This is a genomic window from Arthrobacter sp. sptzw42 (assembly GCF_059089685.1).
In genome coordinates this window covers 237,472-261,648 of the sequence record NZ_JBNHEX010000003.1, presented here as the reverse complement: position 1 = coordinate 261,648, position 24,177 = coordinate 237,472, and the positions used below count along the sequence as shown (strand labels likewise).

Annotated in this window: 23 protein-coding genes and 1 pseudogene; 15 read left to right on the top strand and 9 right to left on the bottom strand. The window is 63.9% G+C overall.

The annotated features are described in order from the left end of the window. Positions 1–484 precede the first annotated feature (484 nt). The 3 genes and pseudogenes from AC5RT4_RS05300 to AC5RT4_RS05290 form a co-directional block, all read right to left on the bottom strand. Positions 485–670, bottom strand: a complete 186-nt coding sequence (locus tag AC5RT4_RS05300) for a hypothetical protein (protein WP_494042118.1) — start codon at positions 668–670, stop codon at positions 485–487. A gap of 192 nt (positions 671–862) precedes the next feature. Next, positions 863–944: pseudogene (locus AC5RT4_RS05295) on the bottom strand (YkvA family protein); the annotation flags it as partial. 314 nt (positions 945–1,258) lie between these two features. Continuing rightward, positions 1,259–2,014 carry a ZIP family metal transporter gene (locus tag AC5RT4_RS05290; protein ID WP_494042117.1) on the bottom strand — a complete coding sequence of 252 codons (756 nt, stop codon included), beginning with the start codon at positions 2,012–2,014 and terminating at the stop codon, positions 1,259–1,261. 207 nt (positions 2,015–2,221) lie between these two features. On the opposite strand from AC5RT4_RS05290, the gene AC5RT4_RS05285 reads away from it, so the two are divergent. Further along, entirely contained in the window at positions 2,222–2,692 is a 471-nt protein-coding gene (locus tag AC5RT4_RS05285; RefSeq protein WP_494042116.1) for a sensor histidine kinase, read from the top strand. Positions 2,693–2,754: 62 nt separating this feature from the next. Here the strand turns inward: AC5RT4_RS05285 and AC5RT4_RS05280 are convergent, their stop codons facing one another. Further along, positions 2,755–3,366 carry an NADPH-dependent FMN reductase gene (locus AC5RT4_RS05280; protein WP_494105065.1) on the bottom strand — a complete coding sequence of 204 codons (612 nt, stop codon included), beginning with the start codon at positions 3,364–3,366 and terminating at the stop codon, positions 2,755–2,757. Positions 3,367–3,571: 205 nt separating this feature from the next. Between AC5RT4_RS05280 and AC5RT4_RS05275 the strand changes: the two genes are divergently transcribed. After that, entirely contained in the window at positions 3,572–3,721 is a 150-nt protein-coding gene (locus AC5RT4_RS05275) for a hypothetical protein (RefSeq protein ID WP_494042114.1), read from the top strand. A gap of 270 nt (positions 3,722–3,991) precedes the next feature. After that, on the top strand, positions 3,992–4,906 hold the full coding sequence (locus tag AC5RT4_RS05270) for an SRPBCC family protein (RefSeq protein ID WP_494105064.1): 915 nt from the start codon (positions 3,992–3,994) through the stop codon (positions 4,904–4,906). Positions 4,907–5,116: 210 nt separating this feature from the next. Here the strand turns inward: AC5RT4_RS05270 and AC5RT4_RS05265 are convergent, their stop codons facing one another. Continuing rightward, a complete protein-coding gene (locus tag AC5RT4_RS05265; RefSeq protein ID WP_494105063.1) occupies positions 5,117–6,058 on the bottom strand; it encodes an SMP-30/gluconolactonase/LRE family protein in 942 nt (313 codons plus the stop codon). Between the two features lie 201 nt (positions 6,059–6,259). Between AC5RT4_RS05265 and AC5RT4_RS05260 the strand changes: the two genes are divergently transcribed. Beyond that, positions 6,260–6,598 (top strand): hypothetical protein, encoded by a 339-nt coding sequence (locus AC5RT4_RS05260; RefSeq protein ID WP_494105062.1) that lies wholly within the window; start codon positions 6,260–6,262, stop codon positions 6,596–6,598. A 33-nt stretch (positions 6,599–6,631) separates the two neighbouring features. Here AC5RT4_RS05260 and AC5RT4_RS05255 read toward each other — a convergent pair whose 3' ends face one another. The 3 genes from AC5RT4_RS05255 to AC5RT4_RS05245 form a co-directional block, all read right to left on the bottom strand. After that, the gene (locus AC5RT4_RS05255) at positions 6,632–7,564 is read right to left on the bottom strand and encodes a threonine/serine dehydratase (RefSeq protein ID WP_494105061.1); all 933 of its coding nucleotides are present in this window, start codon (positions 7,562–7,564) and stop codon (positions 6,632–6,634) included. Between the two features lies 1 nt (position 7,565). Continuing rightward, positions 7,566–7,826 carry a hypothetical protein gene (locus AC5RT4_RS05250; RefSeq protein WP_494105060.1) on the bottom strand — a complete coding sequence of 87 codons (261 nt, stop codon included), beginning with the start codon at positions 7,824–7,826 and terminating at the stop codon, positions 7,566–7,568. A gap of 100 nt (positions 7,827–7,926) precedes the next feature. Next, positions 7,927–8,841, bottom strand: a complete 915-nt coding sequence (locus tag AC5RT4_RS05245; RefSeq protein ID WP_494105059.1) for a hypothetical protein — start codon at positions 8,839–8,841, stop codon at positions 7,927–7,929. Between the two features lie 233 nt (positions 8,842–9,074). Between AC5RT4_RS05245 and AC5RT4_RS05240 the strand changes: the two genes are divergently transcribed. The 6 genes from AC5RT4_RS05240 to AC5RT4_RS05215 all read left to right on the top strand — a co-directional run bounded on the left by AC5RT4_RS05240 (position 9,075) and on the right by AC5RT4_RS05215 (position 13,134). After that, complete coding sequence (locus AC5RT4_RS05240; protein ID WP_494105058.1) at positions 9,075–10,340, top strand: N-acetylglucosamine-6-phosphate deacetylase; 1,266 nt, start codon at positions 9,075–9,077, stop codon at positions 10,338–10,340. A 42-nt stretch (positions 10,341–10,382) separates the two neighbouring features. Then, complete coding sequence (locus AC5RT4_RS05235) at positions 10,383–10,856, top strand: hypothetical protein (protein WP_494042106.1); 474 nt, start codon at positions 10,383–10,385, stop codon at positions 10,854–10,856. Further along, on the top strand, positions 10,759–11,577 hold the full coding sequence (locus AC5RT4_RS05230) for an HNH endonuclease (RefSeq protein WP_494105151.1): 819 nt from the start codon (positions 10,759–10,761) through the stop codon (positions 11,575–11,577). Before AC5RT4_RS05235 ends, AC5RT4_RS05230 begins: the two co-directional genes overlap by 98 nt. A gap of 132 nt (positions 11,578–11,709) precedes the next feature. Then, the gene (locus tag AC5RT4_RS05225) at positions 11,710–12,234 is read left to right on the top strand and encodes a hypothetical protein (protein ID WP_494105057.1); all 525 of its coding nucleotides are present in this window, start codon (positions 11,710–11,712) and stop codon (positions 12,232–12,234) included. Then, positions 12,231–12,650: a TraM recognition domain-containing protein gene (locus tag AC5RT4_RS05220; protein WP_494105150.1), complete on the top strand. Its 420-nt coding sequence runs from the start codon at positions 12,231–12,233 to the stop codon at positions 12,648–12,650. The genes AC5RT4_RS05225 and AC5RT4_RS05220 overlap by 4 nt, the downstream gene beginning before the upstream one ends. A gap of 163 nt (positions 12,651–12,813) precedes the next feature. Then, complete coding sequence (locus AC5RT4_RS05215; RefSeq protein WP_494042176.1) at positions 12,814–13,134, top strand: DUF4913 domain-containing protein; 321 nt, start codon at positions 12,814–12,816, stop codon at positions 13,132–13,134. A gap of 139 nt (positions 13,135–13,273) precedes the next feature. Here AC5RT4_RS05215 and AC5RT4_RS05210 read toward each other — a convergent pair whose 3' ends face one another. Continuing rightward, a complete protein-coding gene (locus tag AC5RT4_RS05210) occupies positions 13,274–13,819 on the bottom strand; it encodes a hypothetical protein (protein WP_494042104.1) in 546 nt (181 codons plus the stop codon). Positions 13,820–14,109: 290 nt separating this feature from the next. On the opposite strand from AC5RT4_RS05210, the gene AC5RT4_RS05205 reads away from it, so the two are divergent. From AC5RT4_RS05205 to AC5RT4_RS05185, 5 genes are all read left to right on the top strand, one after another. Then, positions 14,110–15,087 carry a hypothetical protein gene (locus tag AC5RT4_RS05205; RefSeq protein ID WP_494042103.1) on the top strand — a complete coding sequence of 326 codons (978 nt, stop codon included), beginning with the start codon at positions 14,110–14,112 and terminating at the stop codon, positions 15,085–15,087. Between the two features lie 587 nt (positions 15,088–15,674). Continuing rightward, positions 15,675–15,893: a hypothetical protein gene (locus tag AC5RT4_RS05200; RefSeq protein ID WP_494042102.1), complete on the top strand. Its 219-nt coding sequence runs from the start codon at positions 15,675–15,677 to the stop codon at positions 15,891–15,893. Next, positions 15,890–16,552, top strand: a complete 663-nt coding sequence (locus AC5RT4_RS05195) for a DUF3238 domain-containing protein (protein WP_494042101.1) — start codon at positions 15,890–15,892, stop codon at positions 16,550–16,552. The genes AC5RT4_RS05200 and AC5RT4_RS05195 overlap by 4 nt, the downstream gene beginning before the upstream one ends. Before the next feature lie 203 nt (positions 16,553–16,755). After that, complete coding sequence (locus AC5RT4_RS05190) at positions 16,756–19,818, top strand: hypothetical protein (protein WP_494105056.1); 3,063 nt, start codon at positions 16,756–16,758, stop codon at positions 19,816–19,818. Then, positions 19,815–23,792: a hypothetical protein gene (locus AC5RT4_RS05185; protein ID WP_494042099.1), complete on the top strand. Its 3,978-nt coding sequence runs from the start codon at positions 19,815–19,817 to the stop codon at positions 23,790–23,792. Before AC5RT4_RS05190 ends, AC5RT4_RS05185 begins: the two co-directional genes overlap by 4 nt. The last annotated feature ends 385 nt before the right edge of the window (positions 23,793–24,177 follow it).

Genomic DNA, 24,177 nt, shown 5'->3' with positions numbered 1-24,177 from the left:
ACAAGTGGACTCCTCGGTATTAACGAGTACCGACTACTCGTGTACGTGCCGCCGGAGCAATTTAGTGTTTCTAGCAGCGGATCAATTACTTCCGCTGCCAAGGTCTCAGCCTCCGATTTCCCCGGCCACTTGCCAGGGATCAAGCTGGGGCCGGCGATGATGGTGTCCGTTCTGAGACCGCGGGCACCGCCCCCCAGCCATCGCCGGCCCCTCTCAATCGCCCGTCCGCCAGCCATCCGCGGGCAATGCCCGTCCTGGGCGTTGGCTGGCAGGGCAAGCACCGGCAGCACCTCGTTGTTAGAAGCCCCCACGCGAGTCTGGCTCAAGCGCGGGGGCTTCCGTTGTGCTTCCGCATCGGGGGGAACTTGGAAGCATCTAAAAATCTACCGGCTGGTAACCTTCCGGAAAGCCGGTTTGGGTCGACCGAATTGAATCTTGATTGAACCTTGAGCCGGGCCTGCAGGCGGCATCAGGCCGCCGGGCTTCAGTCCGTCTGCGGCTCTTCGGTTGCCTCGGGATCCTCTTCGGGTTCGAAGGTATTGGGCTCCGCATCGGCGCCAAGGCCCACGCCGTCCGCGCCCCCGGGAACACTGCCGTCCTTGCCCTTGCCGGGGGCCGCGCCCCCCTGCAGCTTGTCATCAGGCAGTGAATCGGGTGAGTTGATGGTCATTGCTCCTCCTTCTTTGGCCGGGCCTCCACGCTAACAGCACATGGCGCGAAAGGCGCGGACCAGGCCAAAGAATTTACGGCCGACGGCGGGCCGGCGCCGCCGCTTTCAGGATAATCTCCAGCCCGGGCCGGCTTCCCGGCCAGTGCCTTTCCAGCGCCCCGGGCCCGGCCCGCCGAAACACCGAGCGCAGCACCAATGCCACAATGACGACATCGTCCGCGTATCCGATCACGGGGATGAAGTCCGGCACCAGGTCAACGGGCGAGAGGAGGTAGGCGAGCAGCAGTGCCAGGAGCACCCGGACCCCGACGGCGACCGTCCGGTCAGCGGCCAGCCTCCTGATCAGCCGGAGCAGGTCCGGCAGCAGGCGCAGCGCATCCTTCATGGAGACGGTCTCGGGATGCCGGCGGGCGTACCACCACAGCAGGAGGAGCAGAACGGCGTACGCCAGCAAAAGGCCCGCCACGAGGCCGGCGACTGTTTCCCAGGACATCCGCACCTTTCTTGAAGCACCGACCATGGCCGGGTTCTTCAACGAGGGTACTCTGCCGAACGCTGTCGAGAAGGTGGTCCTGTCCCCGCTAAGCCCTAACCCCCGAGGTGATGAATGGTGAAGGCGGCAAGGAAGCCTACTGACGCCGTGAGCCCGGTTAGGTTGTGGTGTTCCTCGAAGGCCTCGGGGATCATCGTGTCCGCCAGCATTGCCAGGATGCCGCCGGCCGCGACTGCGGTAATGAGTGCCACTACTTCCCCGGGCGCGTTCTCCAGGGCGGCATAGCCCAGCAAAGAGGCCACCCCGCAGAGCAGCGCGATGCCGCCCCACATCCCGAACACGTAGCGGGCGCTCCTGCCGGCTTTCTTCATTCCGGCGGTTCCGGAAAGTCCCTCCGGAACGTTGGAGATGAATACCGCCGCCATCATCGCCGGACTGACCGCCCCGCCTGCCAGTATGCCAACGCCGAGGACCACCGATTCCGGCACGCCGTCAAGCAGCGCGCCCACGGCGATTGCCGTTCCGCTGCCGGGGTCTTCGGATTCCGACGGCTGCTGCCCGCCGGAGCGCTTTCGGTGCTTGGCCCCGGCCCTGGCCAGCATCATGTTGGCCCCGACGTACACCACGGCACCCGCCAGGAATCCAACCACGGTGGGCCACAGTCCGCCGCCCTGAACTGCCTCGTCAACGAGTTCGAATGCCAGGGCAGAAATGAGCACCCCTGATCCGAAGGACATGATCGAGGAAACCAGTTTGGCCGGCAAGTTCCAACGCCAGGAAAGCGCCGCGCCAATGACCAGCGCTGCTCCGGCGCCAGTCCCCCACAGCAGTGCCTGCGCCCACAACGGCATGTCCTCCAACTTTCCGGCCCCCAGCCGGGCCTTGAACCTTCGAACCGGCCAGGATCCGGAATCCCGCCGGGCTTGAAGCAGCCAGACTAATTCAGCGCCTTGCGGCACGGAGAATTGATGGGATTTTGAGGATAACCTTGCTGCCCGTTGACGCTGGAGGTCCACTCTGGAGGTATCGAACCAACAGCTTGCGGGGTGCAGGAAGTCATGGGAAACGAAACAGCTTTTGAAGACGTGAAGGTTGTGGCAGGCGTGCTGACAGATCAGCAGCCGCTCGACTTTTACACCCTGGGGCTGGCCGGCTGCATCCACCGGCTCACGGCGCCCCTCCGCCGGAACGGGATGGCGGTCGCCTGGGACACTCCGCACTGGGGCATCGAGATTCCGGCGGACTGCGCCCTTCTGCTCTACCAGTCGGCGCGCGAGGCGCTCAGTAACGCGTTCAAGTATTCGGAAGCGTCGCAGCTCAACCTGGGGCTCGCCGCCGTGGACCACGGCGTGCGCCTGGTAGTGGCCGACGACGGCAAAGGCTTCGACCGCAACCTCGCCACGTGCGGGCGCCACGGTTACGGCCTCAGGCTCATGACCGCGGCTGTCCACGAGGCCGGCGGCTCCGTGGACATCTGCTCCGCCCCGGGGCAGGGCACCACCGTGACAGTCACCCTGCCGCTTGACTAGGGACCCGGATGCCCGCCCTCCCCTTGACGGCAGGCATCCGTGATTCTGCAGTGCGAGGGTTTTTACCTGGACAGCTTGGCCGTATCAGGTTCACGGTCGCCGATGTGGCCGGGTGCGTTGGCGGTCAGGACACGTTCCACGAAGGCCTCGTACTCCTCCATGTAGTGGCGCAGGAACTTGGCTGTGCCCTCATCCTTGACCTCGCCGTCGTCGCCGAACACTTCGGGGTTGTAGTGGATGTACATTTCCGGAGCGTTCAGCTGCGGTGCGTCCAGGAAGCTGAGGACGCTGCGCATCGAGGACTGCATCACGGCAGTGCCGATACTGCCCGGGGATGCCCCGATGATTCCGGTGGGCTTGCGGGCAAAGGAGTTGCTCCCCCACGGGCGCGAGCCCCAGTCGATGGCGTTCTTCAAGGCACCGGGAATGGACCGGTTGTATTCAGGGGAGACAAACAGGATGCCGTCCGACGCCTCGATGGCCTCCTTCAGCGCACGGCCTTCGGGCGGGAAGTCCGCGTCGAAGTCGTAGTTGTAAGGCGGGAGATCCTTGATGGGGATTTCTGTGAACTCGAGGTTCTCCGGAGCGAGTTTTATCAACGCTTTGGCGAGGACCCTGTTGATGGAGCCGGCTGCCAGGCTCCCCACGAAGTAGCCGATTTTGTATTGTGCCATGAGTGTTCCTTCCGAAAGCCGGTAGATCCCGGCGGCAATATTCGTCCTGGAAAAGATGCCGCCTCCCAGGCGGCCTTGATGCCACTGCAGCATCAGTCCAGCACAGAAGGCCTGTCCCGGCCAGAGTAAGCGGCGGGTCCTTGACAGGCCGGGCCCTGGAGCGCTGAATGACTGTAGCGAAACCCCCGTGCGGTCAGGAGCAGCCATGAGCGAGAATCCAATGCAGGATGAACGGGTCCACACGGAAGCCCCCGCTGAGGGCGACCCGGATGCCGATGCCACAGAGATCAGGGTCCACTCCCAGGACCCGGCCGAGGGCGCGGATACTCCGGAAGCCGCCGGGTCCGGCAAGTAATCCGCATCAACCCAGCTATTGAAACGCTGGCCTTGGCGGACTCCGGCTACATCCCTCCCCGCGGCGGCCTTTTCGGACAGCCCTGAACAGCCCTTTCTGCCCTGACCTCGGGAAAGGCCCGACGGCGGCGCTGGACCGGCAGTCCGGCGCCTCGGGCCGCCGTCATTTTTTCTTGCTCTGGAAACCAGCCAGCCCATTAGGTATGTTGGTAAGCATGCTGATGATTTTTACCAAGCTCATCAGCTCCGGTAACAAAGCGAAGGAGACGTTATGAGCACGAAGGTCGAAAAACGCATTCTGGTGAACGTACCGGTAAGCACCGCTTACAACCAGTGGACCCAGTTCGAGGAGTTCCCGCACTTCATGGGCGGCGTCAAGAGCGTGACGCAGCTCAGCGACGACCGGCTGGAGTGGGTGGCCGAGATCGGCGGGATCCGCCGGCAGTGGGAAGCAAAAATTCTGGAGCAGATCCCGGACCGCAAGGTTGCGTGGGCAGCCACGGAAGGCGCCACGAACGCCGGTGCCATTGAATTCGAGGACATCGGCGGCGGCCAGACCTCCCTGCAGCTGACGCTTGAGTACGAGCCCGAAGGCATCATCGAGAAGGTGGGCGACAAGCTCAACGTGGTGGAGCGCCAGGCCGAGGCAGACCTGCAGCGGTTCAAGGAGTTCATCGAGGCTGAGGGCTACGCCAGCGGAGCATGGCGCGGCAGTGTAAGCTCCGGCGCACCCGCAGGCACGCCTGGTGTGGAGGACGCAGCAGGATCCCGCGGCGATTCCGGCAAGGCTGGCATCTCCGGCAAGGTTGCGGCCGGTTTGGGCGTTGCTGCGGCAGCGGGCGCCGCGGCAGCCATGGCCGGGTCCAAGAAGGACACCACCGAGGGTGCCGACGTAACGGTGACCCCAGTGTCCCCCGCCGAGCCTGTAACCGTCACGCCCGTCACGACGGATACGACCACCACCACGGGCACGACGGCGGCAGCTGGCTCCACCGGTTCAGTCGCCGACTTGGGTGATGACCGTATTGGCCACGCCTTCGACCAGACCAACGGCCTGGTGGACACCACGGGCGAGTCCGACGAGACCCTTGAGGGCGAAAACCTCAGCGCCGGCGAACGGCGTGCAGGCGACGGTCGGCCCGACGGCGGACTGCCGCCCGTCGGCGGGAACCTCGGCCAGCACTAAACCGTGACCCATCCCGGCACCGGAACTGACTGCGGCTGACCGCTGAAGCAGCGTCCGGCGTCGAAGTTTCCGGACCCAACGAAAGCGCCGCCCACCTCCACTGGAGGCGGGCGGCGCTTCGCTGTGCTTGATGCCTTTGTGTCGTGCTGGCGTACTTCACCGACTGCGCGGCCGGACTCTCCATGCCCTCGCTAATACAGTTGGGATCAGTCAGTCGCGTGCCGGAACCAGCACTACCTCGTAGACGGTTGGGGTGGGCTGCACGCCGAACTTCGCGTTGACAGCAGCAAGGGTGTTGCCGAACTTGGCAATTGTCGTCGGGACGTTGAACGCCGGGCTGGTGATGACGTCCCGGACGGTGCCGGAGGAAAGGTCACCGGCAAGCTTGACGCGGACAATCTGGTTGAGCCTGTTCTGGACCGCCCACAGGTTGTTGCCCTTCACGAGGATGCCGTCTACGAACTCGACATCCAGGCCTTTGATCCTGTTGCTTTCGCCGCTCCACGGATCGACTGTGTAGAGGGCCCTGTTTTTTGTGTGGGCCACTATCAGCGCGCGGTCATCCCTGCTGGACGCGATGCCGTTGAATCCGAAGTCCGCAGGTGCCAGGGCAGCCCCGGCCTCGCCCTTCACGGTCAGCGTCCTGGCGGCTTTGCCCACCTCGCCCCACCGGCTGACCTTGACCTGGTACAGCTCACCGTACTTGGAGTTGGTGAACCAGGCGCCGTCGTCGGTGACAACCACGTCGTTAATGAACGAACCCGCCTTGGTGGTCAGCGTGAGCTCCGCCACCGTGGCCTTGGTTTCCGTGTTGTAGACATATGCCTTCCCGGTGCCCCCGCCTGCCACGAACAGCAGATCGTTCCGGACGTCCGCCTTCATGCCGACAGCCATCCGCCCATCCGGTGCGTCAATAAAACGTTTGGCCTTCCCGTCACGAATATCGCCGCGGAAAATATCCCCGGTCATCAGCTCCCCGGCATAGAAAGTCTTCCCCTTGCCTGCGGCGATGCCTTCGGCGGACTTGGCACCGTCGAGAATAATGACTTCGTCCCCGGAGGGCGGCGAGGCCACCGCCGGCAGCGCAGTGGGTGAGAGCAGGGCCAGAAGAGCAATGATTCCGACGGCGGTTCGGCGTGGTACTCGGCGCATGATGCTTCCTTGGATTGGGCTGGTGCGCGGGGCCCAATCTGCGGCAGCTCCGCACGATGGTGCTGCCATCTTAGGCACTGGCCGAAGGGCCCGCCAGAGCCCGATGCCCCCCTTCATAGTCAAGGGTGCGGGGATCACGGACCAGCACCGGCTTCCGGATTCTGCTTACAATCGAAACCTCAATCAACTACTGAGGGACCCATGAAGAAACTCGCCACAGCCCTGATCGCCGCCGGACTCGTTGTCTCCGCCACGGCCTGCACCGCTTCGACCCAGCTCAGCACCGCGGAAACCTGCGAGCGCATCCAAAGCGTTGTTTCCAACCCGGCGAACAACGCCGGCAAGACGGGCATGAACCGCCTGGCCAACCAGATCCGCCCTATTCACGCGGTTGCATCCGAAGAGCTCAAGCCGGCTCTCCAGTCGATCATCGAATACACGGACGAGCAGGCCAAGGAAGCCCCGGACCAGGCCAGGCTGACTGAACTCCAGGCCGGCTATGAGCAGGCCGGCAGCACCTACAGCCAGTTCTGCAGCTAAGCGCTAACCTCTGCCTGGACCCGGCTGCCGGTTTTAAAGGGTGGCCGGGTCCGTGTTTGCCCCGCAGAGAACCACTGCCACGCGCTCGCCCGGCTTCGGCACATAAGCGCCCGAGGTCAGGGCAGCGTATGCCGCCGCAGCGCCGTGTTCCACAATCACCCGGTACTCGTTCCACAGGAGCGCCCGCGCACTGACGATGTCGGCGTCGGACAGCAGGACGCTTTCGACGCCGGTGCGGACCGCGACCGAGAAGCCGATGTCGCCGATGCGGCGGGCTCCCAGGGAGTCAGCAGCGATGCCGGAAACTGCTACGTCGACGGGCTCACCGGCGGCAAGGGCGCCATGGAGTGTTGGCGCGCCTTCGGGTTCGACCCCCACCACCCGCGCATGGCCTTCCACCGCTGCGGCGACTCCGGCCATCAGCCCGCCCCCGCCCACCGCAACCAGCACGGTATCCACTCCGGGTACTTGCTTCAGCAGTTCCGTCCCTGCGGTTCCGGCTCCGGCTGCGATTTCGGTTTGATCGTAAGCGTGGCAATAAACAGCACCGGTTTCCCGGGCGTGGGCCACAGCAGACTGGTAAGCCTCGGCGTATTCGGCGCCGCCCTGGATAACCGTGGCTCCGATTGCCCTAAGCTTCTGCACCTTCACAGCCGGCGCGGCACCGGGGACAAACACCGTTGCCGGGACACCCAGCAGGGCTGCGGCGTAGGCGTTGGCTAGGCCGGCGTTTCCACCGGAGGCCACCACCACGCCGGCGTCCTGCTTCAGCTCTCCGCGCTCCTTGCTGGCGAGAATGCGGTTCAGCGCTCCCCGTGCCTTGAAGGTCCCGGTGTGCTGCATGAACTCGCATTTGAACCACACCTCGCCCTGGAAGGCGCCCGGGTCCGCCTGCAGGACCGGCGTCAGGCGGGTGAGGCCGGCGGTTCGGTGTGCCGCGTGCTCCACATCGGCCCGGGTGATCATGTCAGACTTCGTCGTCCCAGGTTCCCGGCTCCTGCAGGGCCTCCTCGGGCTTGTGCTCCTGGGGCGGCTCGCCGCTGCCGGAGTACGACGCCGGCACGGTTCCGGCTGCATGCCCCTGCTGCTCCTCCCGGATATTGCTCGCACCTGGCAGCTCAGGGTGCTGACCGCTCTGCGGCGCCTCCGTCACGTGCTTGGCCTCGTCGGGATCACCAGGGCCGCGAAGGTCAGCCGTGTTCCCGGGCTCCTCATTCGAACTGGTCATGCTCCTGCCTTTCACCTGGCATACATGGGCAAAAGGCGGGCGGGACCCTTGGGGTCCGCCCGCCTTTGCCTACTCTAACCCGACTCTTCCGCGCGATCCTTTAGCGGGACGAAGTCGGTGAAGCGGAGGACGTCTCGGCGCTTTCCGTTTCGGTCTCGGTGGCGGACGGTTCGGTCTCGGTAGCGGACGGTGATGCCGATCCGCTCGGTGAGGAGGTGCCCGCTGTACCGGACGTGCTGGTGGACGTTGGGCTGGAAGTTGCGCTGCCGCCGTCGGCCTTCTCCAGCACCTCATTGATAAGGTCCTCGAGCTCCTTTTGGTCAGGATCGCCCAAGTTTGCGCCGCTCTTGGTGGCAACAACCAGCAGCTTGCCCTGTGCGGCGGAGACCTGCATCAGCTTTTCCTGGTTCTCGCCGCTGCGGGTGCTGAGCGTTCCGAAAGTTTTCTCGGCGTCCGTGTTGGCTTGGAGCTCCTCGCTGGTGACCTCATAGGTCTGGCCCAGCGCGGTGACGGAGAACTTGTCGCACTGGTCCATCTTGCCGCTGATTTCGTCCAGAACTTCGACGGCACCGGGACCGTCACTGCCCGACTGCGCGGAGATTGTACGCGGCTGGTCGCCCTCGGAGAGCGCGACGGCGATCTCGCCGCTTTCCACCGAGTCCAGCAGGCCCGCCGTGGCGATGTCCTTGCAGTCGGCGGGGTCGACGGTTGCCGTACTCAAAAGGAGGTTGGCGATGTTGCCGCCCTGGTCTACCTGCTCTTTGGAGTACAGCTTCAGCTCGTTGCCGTCTTCGTCCTTCATTCCCGAGATCAGCTCGCGGAGCTCATCCTCGGTGTAAACCTTGGCTTCCGCCGTCTGGCTGGCCGAGGCGCTCGCCGTCCCGGTAGCGCTGGGAGTGGCGGCTCCACCGCCGCCGCCCGTGCAGCCCGCCAGGGCGATCATTGCTGCAGTCATCAGTCCAAGCGCGGGTACTTTTCGCATCAGGTAGAACCCCTTAAGTGAAATAGGAAGCATGCTTAGTGTTTCCTACACTAAAGGGTTTTGGACGGAGATGGGAAATTTCCCATCCTTTGTTGCGGGTGGAACTGCAGCACCGCGCCCCCGGCTTGCGACGCAGGCTGCCGGGGTGACCGGGAGCGGTGGCACCGTCCGTCTGCAATAATCCGAAACAGCAGCTCTCCTTGCCTCATGGGATGCGGCGGTTTGCCATACCTGCAGGTGCGGACGGAATACGGAACACGGTGACCATGGGTGCAGAGATTGTCCTTCGGGGCCACATCGTGAGCGCGAGCATGGACGTCGAGGACGGCCTGGTGGCAGTGGACGGCGACCGGATCACCTATGCCGGGCCGGTGTCAGGCTTTCCCGGGGAGAAGGGCCCTGCCGGGCGCCCCGGTGATGACGGCGACGCTGCAGGGCGCCTGCTGCTCCCGGGGCTCGTGGACCTGCATTGCCATGGTGCCCACGGCTCTGACTTCTCGGACGGCTCGGTGGAAGGCGCGCGTGATGCGGCCCGCTACCTCCACAGCCGTGGCTCCACCACACTGCTGGCCAGCCTGGTCACGGCAGTGCCCGCAGAACTGCTGCGCAACCTACAGGCACTACGGACCGTGACCGAAGAGGGGCTGATCGCCGGGTCCCACCTTGAGGGGCCCTTCCTCTCTGCCGGGCAGTGTGGAGCGCACAACCCTGCGTTGCTGCTGGAACCCGACGCCGGGCTCTTGTCTGAACTGCTGGAGGTGGCGGGTCCCACATTGGCCTCCGTGACCCTGGCCCCAGAACTTCCCGGAGCCCTGGATTTAGCGGACCTTTTGGCCGCCCGCGGGGTCGTTCCGTCGCTGGGGCACACCGCAGCGGATCACCAGTCAGCCGCCATGTTCCTGAAGCGGGCAGCCGCCGGACTTTCGAAAGCATCACCAGGGGCGGGCTTCAGTGGGAAGCGTCCATCCGTCACCCATCTCTTCAACGCCATGCCCGCGATGCACCACCGCTCCCCCGGGCCCGTCTCCGCCTGCCTCAGCGCGGCCCGCGCCGGGACGGCCGTCGTCGAACTGATCGCCGACGGCGTCCACCTGGCCCCCGAGACGGTCAAGACGGTCTTCGAACTCGTTGGCGCTGACAATATAGCCCTGGTCACCGACTCCATGGCGGCCACCGGCTTGCAGGACGGCCAGTACAAGCTGGGCACGGTGGCCGTAACGGTTGACGGCGGAGTGGCCCGGGTGGACGGCACCGGTGCAATCGCCGGCGGAACGGCCACGCTGCTGGACGTGGTCCGGACCGCGGTGGCCGCCGGCGTTTCTTTGCGTGACGCGGTGACGTCTGCGAGCGCTGTCCCCGCAGCCGTCCTGGGACTGTCACGACAGGTAGGTGACCTGCGCTCCGGGATGCCGGCGGACGTCGTCGTGGTCGGCAATGACCTGAATCTTGCCGGAGTCCTCCGACGCGGCGGGTGGGTGACTGATCTGCAACTGCAGCAGGGAAAGAGTTACTGGCCACCCGCTTGCGTCTGAGCCAAGACCGCCGGTACAGCACTCAAAATTGTCAGTGCCCCGATGGATGATGTGGGTATGGGAAACGGCGTGGGAACGGCGGCAGTGATGGAGGGCATTCGTGCCTCTATTACCTCCGTGGCAGCCTTGTTCCTGAAGGGCGCCCGCCTTGAGGCTGGAGGGCCGGTACCTGCCACCGGCGCCGAACAGGATGTGCTGCAGCGCCGGTACGAAATTCGCCTGGAACGGTTAGCGGCAGTAAATCGGCTGGAAGGGGAGCTCGCCGCGGTCAAGGCCCAGGACGCAGCTGAGGCCGTCGACGTTCAGCACGCCATTACCCCGCCGGACGCGCCTGTGCACGAGCGGAACTGCACCGAAATGTCCGCCATAGCGGAAATCGCTGGTGTCCTGACCGTCAAGCTCCGCGGCGGCCGGTGCGCTGGTCAGCCAGGCCCGGCAGCTCTCCTCCCTTCCGCTGGCCATGGACGCCCTGTCCAGCGGGACAATTGCCTGGCAGCATGCCAAAATCCTGGCTGACGAAACGAACTGCCTCGGCTCCGCCGGGGCCGCCGCCCTGGCCGCCCACTTCCTGGACCCCTTCGCCCCCAACTCCGCCCGCGGAGCCGCCGAGGGCGACCTGGTCCCCGCACGCTTCCGCACCAAAGTGAGGACGTGGCGCGAACGCCACCACCCCGAAACTCTTGAAAAACGCCACACCAAGTGTGCCGCCGACCGGCGGATGGAGTACAGTCCGGACCGCGACGGCATGGCGTGGCTCTTGCTGTATATGCCCGCCGAGACTGCAAACGCCATCTGGAACCGGGCCACTGCCCTCGCCCGCGGCCTCCAGAGACCGGAAGAGCCCCGGACATTGACACCATTACGCCCCGACATCGCCGCCGGCCTGCTCCTAAACGCTCCCGTTGGAAGCGGTGCCGGCGGCAGGAATGAATTGGCCGGGATCAGAAATGTCCCGGTACCGGATGCCCAGGTCCTCGTCACCGTCCCGGTGTTCGCCCTGCTCGGCCTCACCCCCGACAATGAAGCAGACCATCTTCAAGCGTGGCAGCATGGTGGAACCACCGGGATCAGCAACGTTGCCCAGCTCTGCCCAAAGCACCACCGCCTCAAGCACAACAGGCCCTGGGCACCCACACCAGCCACCCGGAACGAACCACCTGGCTGGACATCGCCCACCGGCCGGCACTACAAAGGCGAACAGCCCGATTGGAACCATCACATTGGCCAGAGAAGCTGAAGTTCAAGGCCAGCCATGCTGACTTCCTCTACACAGGGCTTTCCCCGGTGAAGACGGTTTAGGGTTCCTGCACCCTTGCCTCACTTGACGCGCGCCACTCATTGCTGGGCATAGAGGCGGGCGCCTAAGCAGGTGCTCGCCGGCCTGCTGCTCGCGGCCGCCCTGGCGGATCTTCCCATCACCCAGGTACACACCTGGCTGACCGATCCCACCGACGACGCGGCCGTGCCGATCCTGATGGAGGCCGGCTTCACCCAGACCGGCAACGCCGTCCAGGGCGTGATCAACCTCCACGACAAACAGCGCGGCGGCATCTACGGAACCGCCCTGCAGATGGCCTCCTGCCTGACCAACCGGCAAGTCTCCCGCTGGGTCACCCCGCAGGGCCCGGCTGATAACCGGCCGCAGTTCGACCCGGCCAAGTTCGTCCGCTCCAAGGGGACGCTGTACAGCCTCTCAAAGGAAGGCAAAGGAACCGCCGGCCCCTTGGTCACCGCCCTAACGGTGGCCACGGTCGAAGCGGCCGAAGAACTCGCCGTCCACTCCCGCAGCGGACGCCTCCAAACACCCATGATCGGCGTCCTCGACGAGGCGTCTGCCGCTGGCGCGAACTACCCAACCTCTACAGCCACTACGGATCCCGCGGCGTCGTCCTGATGACCATCCTCCAGTCCTGGTCACAAGGCGTTGAAGTCTGGGGCCGGGAAGGCATGCGGAAACTCTGGTCCGCGTCCAACATCAAGGTCTACGGCGGCGGCGTCGCCGAAGCAGAATTCCTCAACGAAGTCTCCCAGCTCGTGGGGGAGTACCGGTACTCCAACATGACCAAGAGCCGATCCAAGCAGGGGGTGTCGTACAACTACGACAACGACCGCAAAGAACGCACCCTCGACGTCTCCGACCTCGCATCATTCCCCCGCGGCCGCGCCATCATGTTCGCCTCCGGCGCCCCGGCAGCCCTGCTGGAAACAGTGCCCTGGATGGGCGGCAAACACGACACCAAAAATCCGGGCCTCCATCGCCGCCCACGACCCTTCCAAGCGTCCAGCAACGGTGGATACCGCTGCCGCTGAGATGGTGAATCCCTGGGTTACCGCCGCAGCATCCAGCCGGAGCGCAGCAGATGAGTGACCTGGGCGAATGGGACGATGACCCGGAGCTGCCTGTCGAACCATCAGGATCGCCGGACCCGGCAGAAGCTGAACCCGAACAGGAGCCGGAACTGGTGTACCGGACCTGGTCAGCTTCGTCCAGGAAAAGCTTTCCCCGGCCTACCGACGCAGCCTCAGCGGAACAGACCGAACGTGGTGCCCATCCTGGTGGAAACACGAAGAAGCCATCAGTCGCCTCGAAGCCCTCTGGCGGTCCTGGGAATTCCTCCGCCTCGACGCCTCAACCGGCATGAGCATCTGGTGGAGAGACCACGCCGACCACCACATGGGCGTCCTTCTCTCCGCCGACGGATCCTTCAAAGGTTGCAAACCCGTCGCCGGCGGCCACGCGGCGAACAAGCTAAAAGCTCTACCGTGCGATCCTCCCCCTGAAGGGCTTTTCTAAAGTACTCTGACCGGAATCTTGGCCCACTTTGACTTCGTAGGAAGGCCTTGGTCGTCAATTTCATGAGCGCAAGTACCCAGACGGCGAAGCTAAGCCAAACTCTACGACCTTGTGGTGAGCGCTCAATAGCAGGGCGAAACTATGAGACCTTGACTTCTTCTTCAGAACCACCGCGCTCCACCACGACATCCTTAATTTTTTCGGCTATATCCTTGGCCTTGTCTTTAGCCCCCGAGAGCACAGAGATGAGTACCTCTTTGAGGACAGCCATCAGGGTCTCAAAGACCGATTCTTGCGGCGTGTAGGTTACCTTCTTCTCGTCCGTGGACAGAATGGTGACTGAGTCATCTGGCAAGTTCGGATCTGTGTAAACCTTGGGTTGCCCATCTCCGCTCGCGTCGATAACGGTTCCTCCGGTGCGTCCAAGGTCTTCAATAATCTCAGCGACCAGTCTGACCAGATACGCAGCTCCCGCGATGATAATAAAGAACTCCACGACACCGATGCCGTGGTGTCCTGGTGGAAGTTTGGGGCGTTTTTCATAGGTTTCTTGTACCGAGATTGATGCCTCAATTCGGGGATCACGGGCAAGGGATTCAACGAATTCTTGAACTGCGTCCCGCTTAGCGGCGGTCGCAAAACTAAGAGGTCGGGTAATTTCGGTTACAGTCTCTTCGGTGGTCATGGTCTCTCCTTTGAGTTGACCCGGGGACGTCGCCCGGTTCTCGAAGAATGGGCGAAAGCCCGCCATAAAGCAAGACCTTCGCTACCCTGTTTCTGGCATGCGTCGAGTCCGGGTACTGAGCATGAGCCTGGTGCTCGTAGCCGGATACTCGTGCCACACACTAGACAAGTGTTTTCACGCTCTGCACAGTGATTTACTGCCGATTCAAGCCCGGATTGTCACGTCCTACCGCCACGGCAACTGCAGGCGTACCATGATTACCACCGCGTCGTCATAAGGCGGTAACGGATATGCTTTCTGTGCAGAAAAACAGGAGTGCGGCACTAACCGCAGCATTGGCCCTCGTCCTTGGGGCAGCGACAACCTCTTGCGAGGAGAAAGCGAAAGATCAGAGCACGGGTTCACCCGGCATCGCAGTACCGCCGGTCGCCGAGGAGCCGACCGATGCTCCTGAACCCGTGCAGCAGGCGGGACCCTGTCCCAGCGCAGCTTACGATCACTACAAATACGGGGCTCCCGGCACACCCTTTTATGCCCAGGATCAGGACTACAGCAGCATTTTTACTGGCTTTAACCTTTGCCGGTCCACAGCCAACGGAGACTACGTGTTGTATAACAACACCAACCAAGTCTGGGTTATGGCGCCCACCATTAGTTGGAGTTTCGCCGAGAATCCTCAACCAACCAGCGAAGCAACCTTCTTTCGAACCCTAATAGGGGGCGGACAACAGCAACTAACCTATGTGGTGCCGGGGGAGATAGTGACACCGTCCATTTCGGAATGGCCGGACCAGATCGCCTGGGCACCCGAGCCAACTCTCACCTCTGGCTGGATAAGTCAGAAGCTGGCGTTGGAAAACCTGGATATCAACGCAGAGTCAGGAAATCTTGATGAAGGTGTTCGTGAATTCGTACGAAAGCGGCAACTGAAGGCTTCCAGCCCCGTCGCTGGGGCAATCTATGGTTGCGTCAAGAGCGGACAAGAAGCCGCCTCGGACGCTGCAAAAATCACGCATGAAACCGATCTTGCTGATCGATTGAAGGCCGCACTTGGTGCCACCCAAGGGACGGCCAGTTGTGCACGATCCCTTAAGGAGTTGTACAAAGATCCTGAGCAGGGACAGAAAAATTGGCTGAAGTACGTTGAACACTCGTCGGGTGGAGCGAAACAAGGTATCAACGCAGCAGAGGCTTTTCAACCAATCTGGGCTGCATGTCATGCCGCCGTAATCCCGAAGCTTGGCCGGTTAAGCAAATTTTGCCCCTGAAAATTCCACACGTGTAGCCGTCCAAAAGACGTGCTCGAAAGAACGCCGATGGACGGCTCATACCACCGTTTCCAATGCAGAGGGCTATACCGTCCTGTCAGGATGACCTCCAGACGGGATGCCACAAGTCGTCTAGTTCGTCTACGAAGACCTGTTTACACACTATTTCCACTGACGCCTGACGTCAGGCTCGGGTGTGCCCTAGCCCCAAATCAAATGGATCAAGGGGGACAAGATAAACGATATCGCAACGTGTGCATGACAGCTGAAGCTGCAAACCACACGTGTAAGCAAGAGCTGGTCCCCGCCCTTAGCCACCTGACCGCTGGAGCAGAACATGGCGCCCGCCAGTAACGCCGCCGTAACGCTGGGTGTTTTCCAATATCAAGGAACCTAAGTAGTCGGCTGCTTTTCGTCTACGCGGAACACCTTTCACTGTGAAATGGCCAGACCATTTTGATACCCACCAATGAAAGAAAAATCCTATCCGTAGAAAGGAAAACGATGTCGACGTCGGTGCCGACGTACTTTGCGCTGGGGCAGCCAGACGCAGCCACAATTCACTGTATCCATGGGAGGCAGAAACGATGAGCGTAAGCGGCTTGTCCTCGAGCGTCGGTGACGGGGGCACCAATGTTCTAGACGATGTCTTCACGGTGCAGATGCTGCTCAATCACGTCGATGCTAGATTCGGTGGCTCGAATCCGTCTCTGCAGGTAGGTGGGCTTGTTGGCCTGAAGGCGATCGGGGCGATCAACCGCTTCCAGCAACTGCAACTTGGCTTCCAGCAGGAGCCGATAGGATGATCGATGCTCGCCTGCGTTTATTCATTCCGTCCCGTGCCGTGACCATCCCTCTACCGGTCGTCGGCGACGTAGGATTCGATGGGGACGATCGCGGCTTCAGCTACGGGGAAGGCACCGCCAGGGCAGATTTGTGGGTGGAGATAGATGATTCGCCCACTACGATAACGCCGATTCGCGTCAAGCGCAGAATGTTCGGCGAAAGCCGCTGGTACACGAAGGACAAGCTCGTCGACGTCTGGGGGAAGCCGTACTGGTGGAAGGAGATCCAGAAGAACCCGTTGCTAGGCACGGAGGCGCTTCCAAACGGCATTGCGACGGCGGTCGTCACGGACGATGCCCTCAACGTCACTGGTCGGCTCGAACCTGCAGACCCCTTTGGCTTGATCAAGAATATTCGCGTCTCATTTAGTGTCAACGGCATAAACCCGCTTGAGGCGTTAGCGCCCGCGATCGACTGTCAGCTTGACCTCGTGGTCTCGGCGACTGGGGTTCCCGCCTTCACCTACAGCCTGATGGGGACCCACGACGGCTTCCCCGCGTATGAGGTGTATCTGCAGCAGCGGCTTGTCTACTCATTCGATCCGGTGCATGAAGGAACCAGTCCGCTGAGCCTGGGCGATCCTACCAGCGTGCAGGTCGCCATCCCGTTGACGGTGTAGCGGATGGTTGAACTGGGAGGTCTGTCAGATCGACTCGTTGCATTGGCTGGGCAAGGCGAGGCGGCCATTGATGCTGCCTGGCCCCCAGCTGGGGCGCATAAGCCAACCCATTTCCGCGCCGAGGTGGGTGCCACGTTTGTTTAGGTCATCCTGCCTCCGGGGAGCACTGGGCTCAGATGGCGAGGTAGTTTGAGGAGGGTGTTGTGGCTGTTGAAACCATTACTCTGCGTGTGCTCCGAACCCAGGATCTGCTGGTCCTGGACATAACTCTGACCAATCTCGCCCTCGAGAACGACGGGGCCTTGCATGTTGTCGATCCGGCGACTCCTGGACGGGTCGTCTTCGATTTCCAGCCTCAGCACATCGCCGAACAGGCATTTCTGGAGTCGGAGACGCAGAACGCGCCCGTCACTCCAGTGCCGGTGCGGTCGATGGCGGCGTCGCCAAGCCGGCTGGCATTTGACGTCCCTCTGGACGGGCCTGGTATCCCCTTCACCGTCGCTGGACTGCTCGGCTGGGCAGCGTTGCGCCCTGTTTTGGCGCCTCACGCGCACCCACCCGGCACACCGACTAGCGCCGGGGCGGCCCGTCCTACCCCGCCAGCCGCAGACGTTACCGCTCTGGAACTGGCTTACCGTCTGGTCCTATCACCGGTTGGTGACCACAGATGGACGCACCGCAGCACACCGCACGCCGTAGACGGCGTGACCGAGCTCTGGCACACTCGGCTGTCCGGCGCGCACCCCGAGTTGCGCGCGATCTGGGGCCGCGACACCGACCCGTTCCTCACATCGCTCTCGGCCAGCGAGATTGCCGACCTTGTCACCCTGACCAGTGACTTTGGCAACGCGGCTAAGTCCTTCCGCGAACTGCGGCTCTCGCCTCTCTTGTGGGTGTTGATCAGTCGCCGGCTGAGCAGGTCGGGCCCGCTGGTGCCCCCGCCCGCCACGCTGACTGCCCAGCACGTTACACTTACCTCGCTCGGAGCACATCACCACGTGCTGGGGGCATTCGACTTCCCCCGAAACGACCAGAACCCGGAAGACTTGGAGCGGCTCGGGGTCATCGTCCCCAACGTGCAGGCCTACGAGCACATCACTGGCCTTGGGCGCGACCAGTTCGTCAAGGTCGTTCGGCGCGGCTTCCTCGATACCGGTCACCGCGCCTCGATCGTTAAGGTCACGGAGCGTCGGTTCGAGCCGGTGTCCCTGGGTACCGAACCCGGCCCCCATGGCAATGTTGGTGTCTTCGGTACCCGGACCGTCCTGCGGCAGTACTACCGGATCGTCGTCACCCAACCCTTCCTCGACTATCGTCTGTTGGCGCCCGGCTACTCCTCGGGCAGTCGCGAGATGCCGCTGCGCACGATCGAGCTGCGAACCCTCGAGACCCCCAAGATCGACCTAGGGATCTCTTTCGGCGGTGAGACCGCGCAGGAAGAGATCGACCGCGCACTTGGCTCGCCCCTGTGGATCAAGGCGTCCGGCCAACTGGTCCGGTTCGATTTCGACAGCATCGACGGCGAGGATCGACGGGTCAGCCTGACCAAGCCGATGCTCTTCATTCCCTACTCCACCGTCGGTAATGCCGACAGCATCATCAGCACGTTCAACAGCGCGCCGGCGCCCAACCGCACTGCAGAGGCGCACGCGCAACATCTAGCCCTCGCAGAGGCACTGCCCGGCCAGCCGGACGCCACCACCGCCCCGACCGAATACCTAACCTTCGACTTGGTCAAGGTACGGGATCGAGCGGCTCTCCCGCCCGACTATCTTCCCGGGTGGCTTCCCCAGTCGGTGGTGGCCGGGATTCACCTCCGCGCCGTCGAGGAGCTTACCGGGCGTCCGCAGACGGTGGAGGTGCGTCTGGCCCCCACCTTCCTGGAACACGGGTTGGCCCCGGCGGCGAACCCGGCGGGGCTTTTTGCAACCTACCCGGAGATTCCCTTCGCTGTGCACGCCGCCAGCGGCGGTGGTGTGGCCACTCCTGCCATCAAGCTCGATGCGCTGTCAGCGACGATGGGGGCGATGCCGGCCCTGATGGCGGGCCCGGTTCCCACTGCCTTGCTCAAGTCCTTGTTCGCCGGGATGAAGCTGTTCGGCACGGTCGACCTCGCGGACCTGCTCGCAGAGATAGGACCACCGATGCCGGAACGGCCTGGGGGAACGTCCGACGCGGACCTCGACGCCGCCCTGAGAGACGCCGATGCCAAAATCCCGACCCCGGTCATCCGGACCCGACCGGTGCCCGGACCCGACGGGCTTCCGGTGGCCAACGTCACCCGGCTTGTCTGGAAGCCCCAGCTGAAGGCATCGCCTCCCGTGAAGCCCGTTTTCGAGCTCAGCAAGGCGCAATTCCTGCTGGACGTGGCAACGGTTACCCGGCTTGACGGCACGCCGCCCAAGACGACGGTCACCGGGGAACTGCGTGGCTTCAGCCTGACGCTCGCTGGCGTGGTCCAGCTGTCCATGGGCACGATGAAATTCGTCTCGCTTCCCGGGCGCAAGCCTGATGTCACCGCCGAGGGCGTCGGGTTGGAGTTCGTGGGGGCGCTCAAGTTCATCGAGACCATCCGCACGCTCCTTCCGGCCGACGGGTTCAGCGACCCGCCCGCCATCTCCGTGGGACCGGAGGGGATCAAGGCCGGGTTCAGCCTGGGCATCCCGACCTGCGGCGTAGGAGTGTTTTCACTGCAAAACCTGTCACTGTCGGCGGTTCTCTCGCTGCCGTTCGTCGGCAAGCCGGCCGGGCTGCGGTTCGCGCTGTCCTCGCGCGAAAACCCCTTCCTCGTCACCGTGACCCTCTTCGGAGGTGGAGGGTTCTTCGCTCTCGGCGTCAGCGCCGCCGGGGTCGAGGAGATCGAGGCGAGCATCGAATTCGGGGGCAACATCTCGCTCAACCTTGGGGTTGCCAGCGGCGGTGTCTACGTCATGGCCGGCGTCTACTTCAAACTGTCCGAGACTAAGGGGAACGAACTCACCGGCTACTTCCGGTGCGGCGGCTTCCTCGAGGTCCTCGGCCTAATCAGCGTCTCATTGGAGTTCTATCTGGCCTTCACCTACCGGGACAAGGGAGCTGGCCGCAACGAGATCTGGGGCCAAGCGAGCCTCACTGTCTCGGTAAAGGTGTTGTGCTTCAGCACGAGCGTGAAGCTCTCGGTCGAGAAGCGGTTCGCTGGGCCCGCCGGTGACCCTACCCTCGAGCAGGTTCTGTCCCCCGACGATTGGCAGGACTACTGCCTCGCCTACGCACTGGAGGTGGCATGACCACGGAACAGAAGCTGCAGTGGATCACCGTTCCGGGTGGGGTGCTGCCCGACGGGCGACTCCGTGTCACCGCCAGCATGTCCCCCCGGCTGTGCACAGATGAGGGCACCGCCCTGGCGCTCTTTCCCGACCTGCTCATCTGGCCGACCAGCGTTGCGTCCATTACATGGCAGGTTGATGCCGACGGCCTCGACCTGCCAGCCGAGGTTGTCAGTCCGGGGCCCGATGCCGACCTGTGGGCGGCGCTCTTCGGTCCGGACACGCCAGTCAAAACGTGGCAGTTCCCCCACCTGGCCGACCGGCCTGTGGTCACTTTTGACGTGGTCAGGGTGCATGACCAGCTCAAGCGCCTCTACTCACGCACCGCCGCCGTGTCACCGGACAACCTGCCCAAACGCCAGACCCAGCACAGGGTCGAGCCCTTCGTGCCCGGACTCGACGAGCTCTTGTCGGAGGTCTTCCAGCCAGGCCAGAGCCGCTACGGCGAGATCGAGCGGCACATCGGCGTGTCCGCCGCCGCCGATCGAATACTCGCGGAAGCCCGCGCCGAAGCCGCCCACCGCTGGGCGGCGGGGATCCACGGCGGCCCGGCTATCCACCCACTGGCACCGGGCTCCGTCTTCGAGGTCGAGCGCGCCGCGCTCTTCCATTCCTCCCCTGAGACCGAGCCGCGCGAGATGCCCACAGACGGCGAGCACTACCGTGCCTCCGTCGATTTTCACCAGATGCTCGGCGCCCTCGAGGATTATCCCGAGCTGCGGCGCCGCCTCGGACTGGCCGTCGACCTCGCGGTTCCCGCCGAAGCCGTCCCCGGACCGACCGGATTCCTCACCGCGACGCCGACAATGCCACCACCCAACCCGGCCGACGCTGTGGTGCGAGAAAGCGTCGCCCACCATACCGCCTTCACGAGAGTGGGAGGGCGTTTCGTGGCCGCGCGCGAGATGCACGACGCTACCGTGCCCGAGGGCCTCGTGCCGCTGATGTCCATGGGCTTCACCATTACCCAGGTCGATGTCGATGGTGGCGCCCTGAAGACGATCGCGACCGCAACGACGGTGACCACCCCGCCACCCGCGGCGGAGGGCGCCGCCCTCAGCCAGCCCGAGGACGCGGGCCTGAGCACCCTGCGCACTGCCGGTCTGGCGCTGGTGCAGACCGGCCGGGCAGACCTGCTGCAGGCCGAGTTCAGCCACAGCGGCACCGTCAACAGCGTCATCGAGGGCGGCGCCGCGCAGCTCTACGCCGAGGATCTCGTCCGCGGCTACCGGCTCGACGTGTTCGACGAGCAGACCGGAGTGTGGCACTCCCTGCACGAACGCGTCCTCTCGGCCACCGCGCAGAAGTATGCGCCAGGGCTGGCACCGACTACCGGCGAGGGGCAGGTCCTGGTCAGCCTCGCCGAACGGCTCACCCCTCCCGGCCAGCAACCGGACCCGGACGGCGAGCTGTACGTCCATGAGGTGCTGGTGTCATGGGACGGCTGGAGCCTGTCCGCCCCACGCGCCGGGGCGCCGCTGTCACGGCACGCCGACGCTCCCGACCCGGACCGGCCCGAGACGCTGCCTGCGACCGTGCCCAATGACCCGCAGACAGCAATGGGTCTGAGCTTCACCTCAGTGGTTGTGCCCGGTTCGCTGCCACGCCTCCGGTTCGGCCGCTCCTACCGTGTGCGGCTGCGCGAGGTTGATCTAGTCGGAGGTGGTCCGACACTCCGGGAGGCCGACGCGCTGGGGGTCGGCGACCTCAAGGTGGCTCCCTACCTGCGGTTCGAACCGGTGTCAGCGCCCGTAGCGGTGCCTTACGCGGCATATCGTGAGGGCGCTTCGCTGCACCGCCTCGTGATCCGCAGCGACATCGGCACCGAGCCGGGCGACTACGCCAAGCAGTTCAACACCGAGTTCCCCGATCATCCGGGCTACACACCCGAGGACGTGCGGCATCTGGCGCCGCCGAAGGCGAGTTACGACCTGACCGAGAAGCACGGGATGTTCGACCTGGCCATGGGTTCAGACCGTACGCCCCCGAGCCCGGAACGGGTAGCGGGCATCCGCGGCGCCTATGAGATTGCAAGGCGGGAGAAGGGGAGCTTCAACGACCCTGAGGCCCCAGGTGCGAAAGTTGTAGGGATCCCCACCCCAGACGGGACCGGAGGAGGGTACGTCGTGCACGCTGTGGATCAGCTGGAGCTGCCCTACCTGCCCGATCCGCTTGCCGTCGGGGTGATTTTCCGGGGCCTGCCGGGGACACCCGAAGGCGAGCCCTTCCGACTGTCCTTCGATACCGCGGACGGCATCTGGTGGAAAGCACAGCCTCTGCGGCTCCGGCTCGTCGGTGGCGACGGGCCGCCCGAATGGGACGAGGAGACTCGGGTGCTGACTGTCAGCCTTCCGCAGGCGAGGACCGCACGGGTGCGGATGGCCTCCGAGTTGGCCGACCTGAGCCTGATGGGGATGGCACGGTGGTGCGAGGAGGAGCTGGGAGGGGCCGAGCTCGACCGGGTCATCACCGCGATGAAGGAGAATCGCTGCTGGCTCACGACGCCATGGCACGACCTCGAGCTGGTGCACGCCGTGCAGCACCCCTTGATGGTGCCCGAATGGGACGGCGTCCGGGTGAGCCGCCAGCAGGGAGCCACACACGCTGAGGTCGCGGGAACGGCCTACCTTCACGGAGCCTCCACCGTGAAGGTGGACCTGGACGCCTCCTGGACCGAACCGGTCGACGACGCGCGCGAGGACGGCCCACGCAGGTTGTCCGCTCGGATGACCGTGCTCAGCATGCCGATGGACGCCTCGGCGCTGGTACCAGAGGGGCTGCCCGCGGCCTATCGGCTCCGCGACGGCAAGGAACTGACCTTCGACACGCAACAGACAGGCGAGCGGGAGCAGAGGCTGATGAAGCCGCACCAGTTCGGCGACACAAGATACCGCCGGGTGAGTTATGCGCTGACCGCGACCACGCCCTTCCGAGAGGACTTCCCTGCTAGCTGGATCGACCAAAAGGAACGCCTGTCGGTAACCAGTGACGTGTACTCCGTAGATGTGCCCAACTCGGCACCCCCGAAGCTGCCCGACCTGCACTACGTCATGCCCACGATGGGATGGAGCGCCAGCGAAGAAGACGGCAGCCGGGTGATCCGACGGCAGGGCGGGGGCCTGCGGATCTGGATGGGCCGCGGCTGGTGGTCGTCAGGGGATGGGGAACTGCTGGGCGTGGTTATCGGCAGCGAAGTCATCTCACCCAAAGGGTCGGACTACCCATTTGTCTCCCTTATCGGGCAGGACCTCATTCGCGGGAGCGCACCTCTCCGCAACCTGCGACCAACGAGCTTCCGCGGGAATCCGATAATCGCCGAGAGACTGCCCCTCGTCGGTGCGCCGGCCGTAGGGACCGTCAGCGTGGTCGCCGTCGCGCCCCAGTACGACGAAGAAACCAAACGGTGGTTCGCGGACATCGACGTCGACACGGGCGAGGCATACGCGCCGTTCGTGCGTCTGTCGCTGGTGCGTTATCAACCGAACTCGCTGCCCCGGTGTGCGTTGTCGCCGATTGTGCTCGCCGACATCGTGCAACCGGTACCGGACCGGACTGCAACCGTAACGGCGGTGCTAAACAACCAGTCGATACGGACGGTAACAGTGGCCGGCCCAAGCTACACAGGAGTGCAAGGACGAGGAACAAACGCCCAGGACGACAGCGAGTTACCGGCGGTGACGGTGTCGGTCCAGCGGGCGGACCCCGCAGTCGCCGACGAGGTCCTGCGGTGGCAGCCGGTTGAGGGGACCAGCACAAAACTGGCGCGCTCAGTGACTGGGACCACTGCGACGTGGACAGGACAAGTCACCGTTCCGGCCAACGGCGGCCAGCAGCGGTTGATGATCATCGAGGAGGAGATGCTCTACGCGGATGCCCCTGACGGGACGGAGACGGTCACCTCACGCGTTGTATACGCCGCGACCGCACCGCTCTGACCTCACCTCACCGCTGAAGCCTCAAGAGTCGAGCAGGCCACCCATAGTGCTGGTCCGGTCAGCTGTAAAGCCCTAACTCCGATAATTGATCCTGTCAGCTTGGCCATGTCTAGATCACCGACGCTTCCTGCCTACAGGGGAGACGGTCCAAAGCTGGGTCAACTCTGGTTATCCACGGCTGGGAATGGGAGCCGTTGGAGTAGCTCCCTGACAGCAGTAGCGGTGGATAACCAATTAGAGTTGTCCTCGGTTGTGGGCCGCAGGAGCCTCAGGTGCACTCTGGTTCTGGAAGCCAGGGGGCATCATAAGACACATCACACCGTCGTCGTCGTCAGGTTGGGGTGTAGGTAAAACGCAACATCGAGTGGCGGATGCGGCCTGACCT

What these genes read in the sequence shown, in the direction of transcription:
- AC5RT4_RS05300 (WP_494042118.1), bottom strand. Translation starts at nt 670, where the DNA reads ATGACCATCAACTCACCCGATTCACTGCCTGATGACAAGCTGCAGGGG.
- AC5RT4_RS05290 (WP_494042117.1), bottom strand. Translation starts at nt 2,014, where the DNA reads ATGCCGTTGTGGGCGCAGGCACTGCTGTGGGGGACTGGCGCCGGAGCA.
- AC5RT4_RS05285 (WP_494042116.1), top strand. Translation starts at nt 2,222, where the DNA reads ATGGGAAACGAAACAGCTTTTGAAGACGTGAAGGTTGTGGCAGGCGTG.
- AC5RT4_RS05280 (WP_494105065.1), bottom strand. Translation starts at nt 3,366, where the DNA reads ATGGCACAATACAAAATCGGCTACTTCGTGGGGAGCCTGGCAGCCGGC.
- AC5RT4_RS05275 (WP_494042114.1), top strand. Translation starts at nt 3,572, where the DNA reads ATGAGCGAGAATCCAATGCAGGATGAACGGGTCCACACGGAAGCCCCC.
- AC5RT4_RS05270 (WP_494105064.1), top strand. Translation starts at nt 3,992, where the DNA reads ATGAGCACGAAGGTCGAAAAACGCATTCTGGTGAACGTACCGGTAAGC.
- AC5RT4_RS05265 (WP_494105063.1), bottom strand. Translation starts at nt 6,058, where the DNA reads ATGCGCCGAGTACCACGCCGAACCGCCGTCGGAATCATTGCTCTTCTG.
- AC5RT4_RS05260 (WP_494105062.1), top strand. Translation starts at nt 6,260, where the DNA reads ATGAAGAAACTCGCCACAGCCCTGATCGCCGCCGGACTCGTTGTCTCC.
- AC5RT4_RS05255 (WP_494105061.1), bottom strand. Translation starts at nt 7,564, where the DNA reads ATGATCACCCGGGCCGATGTGGAGCACGCGGCACACCGAACCGCCGGC.
- AC5RT4_RS05250 (WP_494105060.1), bottom strand. Translation starts at nt 7,826, where the DNA reads ATGACCAGTTCGAATGAGGAGCCCGGGAACACGGCTGACCTTCGCGGC.
- AC5RT4_RS05245 (WP_494105059.1), bottom strand. Translation starts at nt 8,841, where the DNA reads ATGCTTCCTATTTCACTTAAGGGGTTCTACCTGATGCGAAAAGTACCC.
- AC5RT4_RS05240 (WP_494105058.1), top strand. Translation starts at nt 9,075, where the DNA reads ATGGGTGCAGAGATTGTCCTTCGGGGCCACATCGTGAGCGCGAGCATG.
- AC5RT4_RS05235 (WP_494042106.1), top strand. Translation starts at nt 10,383, where the DNA reads ATGGATGATGTGGGTATGGGAAACGGCGTGGGAACGGCGGCAGTGATG.
- AC5RT4_RS05210 (WP_494042104.1), bottom strand. Translation starts at nt 13,819, where the DNA reads ATGACCACCGAAGAGACTGTAACCGAAATTACCCGACCTCTTAGTTTT.
- AC5RT4_RS05205 (WP_494042103.1), top strand. Translation starts at nt 14,110, where the DNA reads ATGCTTTCTGTGCAGAAAAACAGGAGTGCGGCACTAACCGCAGCATTG.
- AC5RT4_RS05200 (WP_494042102.1), top strand. Translation starts at nt 15,675, where the DNA reads ATGAGCGTAAGCGGCTTGTCCTCGAGCGTCGGTGACGGGGGCACCAAT.
- AC5RT4_RS05195 (WP_494042101.1), top strand. Translation starts at nt 15,890, where the DNA reads ATGATCGATGCTCGCCTGCGTTTATTCATTCCGTCCCGTGCCGTGACC.
- AC5RT4_RS05185 (WP_494042099.1), top strand. Translation starts at nt 19,815, where the DNA reads ATGACCACGGAACAGAAGCTGCAGTGGATCACCGTTCCGGGTGGGGTG.